The sequence below is a fragment of the Mesorhizobium sp. M7A.F.Ca.CA.001.10.2.1 genome, assembly GCF_003998575.1.
Classification (GTDB): domain Bacteria; phylum Pseudomonadota; class Alphaproteobacteria; order Rhizobiales; family Rhizobiaceae; genus Mesorhizobium.
Genome location: NZ_RZQY01000804.1, coordinates 1 through 2,388, shown reverse-complemented (window position 1 = coordinate 2,388; position 2,388 = coordinate 1). Strand labels below are relative to the sequence as shown.

The 2,388-nt window shown below is 64.4% G+C and carries 3 protein-coding genes; all 3 read right to left on the bottom strand.

Annotated features, from left to right (window positions below; all coding sequences use genetic code 11):
* A partial coding sequence (locus tag EN964_RS31955) for a Na+/H+ antiporter NhaA (protein WP_206528789.1) occupies positions 1 to 480 on the bottom strand: 480 nt, incomplete at its 3' end.
* 296 nt (positions 481 to 776) lie between these two features.
* Positions 777 to 1,340 (bottom strand): ActR/PrrA/RegA family redox response regulator transcription factor, encoded by a 564-nt coding sequence (locus EN964_RS31945; protein ID WP_013528072.1) that lies wholly within the window; start codon positions 1,338 to 1,340, stop codon positions 777 to 779.
* An 85-nt stretch (positions 1,341 to 1,425) separates the two neighbouring features.
* Positions 1,426 to 2,388: ActS/PrrB/RegB family redox-sensitive histidine kinase (locus EN964_RS31940; RefSeq protein WP_164776181.1), on the bottom strand; the 963-nt coding region annotated here is incomplete at its 5' end.

Sequence of the window (2,388 nt, the reverse complement as noted above, 5' to 3'; positions counted from 1 at the left end):
GATGGCAAGGGCTGTGAGGAACACCTTCAGCGAAGCCGGCACGCGGCTGCCGAGCAGCGACAGCACGCCGAGCGCGAAAGCGATATCGGTGGCGGTCGGGATCGCCCAGCCGGACAGGGCGGCCGCATTGTTGCGGTTGACGGCGACATAGACGAGTGCCGGAACCAGCATGCCGCCGGCGGCGGCGATGCCGGGCAGCACGCGCCGGGGCCAGGTGGAGAGCTGGCCGTCCAGCATCTCGCGCTTGATCTCCAGTCCGACGAGCAGGAAGAACACCGCCATCAGCCCGTCATTGACCCAATGCGAGACACTGAGCGGGCCGAGATAGGCGTGGAGGGCGGAGAAATAGGTTTCGGCGAGCGGCGAATTGGCGACGATCAGGGCCAGTGCCGCCGCCACCATCAGGATGATGCCGCCGGCCGCTTCGCTATCGAGGAATTCGCGGAAGACGGAAACCGGCCGCTGCTTCAGATCCTGCATGTCGCCTCCGTTAAGCCGCCTGTTTGGCGGGCTTCATTGTCCAAGCGCTAGCGCCGCCCCTCACCTGCCTGCCGGCATCCTCTCCCCGTATAGTGACGGGGAGAGGGACGCTGTCATTTATGATTTCGCCAATCACCAACGTTACAGAAATTACGCCTAGGTGCGGCTAGCCACTTCTCCCCGTCACTATACGGGGAGAAGTGCCCGGCAGGGCGATGAGGGGCGGCGCTGACTTCGGCGATTGGGCTCTCTCCGCCGCTGGTTACAAACTTGGCCCCAAGCGACACCCTGCGATCCTAACGCGGCGCGCGCTTGGCCAGTATGCGCTGCAAGGTGCGGCGGTGCATGTTGAGCCGGCGCGCTGTCTCGGAGACGTTGCGCTCGCACATCTCATAGACGCGCTGGATATGCTCCCAACGGACGCGGTCGGCCGACATCGGGTTTTCAGGCGGCGCCGCGCGCTCGCCGGCGGTGCGGGTGAGTGCAGCGAAGATATCATCGGCGTCGGCGGGCTTGGAGAGATAATCGACCGCACCGAGCTTCACCGCGGTCACCGCGGTGGCGATGTTGCCATAGCCGGTCAGGATGATGGTGCGGGAATCCTCGCGCTTTTCGCGGATGGCCGCGACCACGTCGAGGCCGTTGCCGTCGCCGAGCCGCATGTCGACTACAGCGTAGGCGGGTGGATTGGCGCGCGCCTTGGCAACCGCCTCCTCGACGCTCTCGGCCGTCTCGACCACGAAGCCCCTGGCTTCCATGGCGCGGGCCAGACGCGTGAGGAACGGCTTGTCGTCATCGACGACAAGCAGCGAGGTGTCCTCGCCTTCAACCATTGCGCCAATATTCTCGTCGCCTGTCATAGTCTCAAAATTCCTGCTGCCTTAATTTTACGCAAATATAGTTCCTGAGCCCGATTGTCCAATTTTTAGAGGTCCTTCAAGGCTCTCAGGCGGTGTCGAACATGCTGGCCGAAGTGATTTCCGGATTGAGGAACACACCACGCGGCCACGATATCTGTACCATGGCGCCCTCGCCCAGGCCGCTGGAATTGCGGAAATCGAGCACGGCACCGGAGCGTTCGAGCAGGGTCTTGGCGATGAACAGGCCGAGGCCCAGACCGCCGCCGGTTTCATTGCCCTGGCGCGTCGACATATAGGGCTCGCCGATGCGGTCGATGATCTCGGCCGGAAAGCCGGGGCCGTCATCGATGATCGAGAAGGTGACGGTGGCCTCGTCCCAGCTCCAGTGCACGGTGACGCTTTTGCGGGCGAAATCGACGGCGTTCTCGACCAAATTGCCGAGGCCGTAGATGACGCCCGGATTGCGCCGCCCGACCGGCTCGGGGCCGATGCGTTCGCCGGGCCGAAGCTTGATCGAGATGCCGAAGTCCCGGTGCGGCGCGGTGACCTCCTCGACCAGCGAGGTCAATGGCAGCCGAGAAAGATGCGCCTCGCCCTCGGAGGACAGGCTGGTCAGCCGCTTGAGAATCTCGCGGCAGCGCTCGCTCTGCGAACGCAACAGCGTTACGTCTTCCCCATATTTCGCATCCTTGCCGAGCGCCTTTTCCATCTCCTTGGCGACAAGCGCGATGGTGGCGAGCGGCGTGCCGAGCTCATGCGCGGCCGCGGCGGCCAGCCCGTCGAGTGCCGAAAGGTGCTGCTCGCGCTGCAGCACCAGCTCCGTTGCAGCGAGCGCATTGGCCAGAAGCCGGGCTTCGGCGGCCACCCGGAAGGCATATATGGCGGTGAAGGCGATCGAGGACAGCACCGCCATCCACATGCCGGCGACGTAGAGAAAAGGCATCGCCAGCGGCGCGTCCTCATGCCAGGGCAGCGGCAGATGGACAAAGACCAGAAAGGTCGCCGCCGACATGACCAGCCCGCCGAGGATGGCGGTGCTGTCCTCGAT

What these genes read in the sequence shown, in the direction of transcription:
- EN964_RS31945 (WP_013528072.1), bottom strand. Translation starts at nt 1,340, where the DNA reads ATGACAGGCGACGAGAATATTGGCGCAATGGTTGAAGGCGAGGACACC.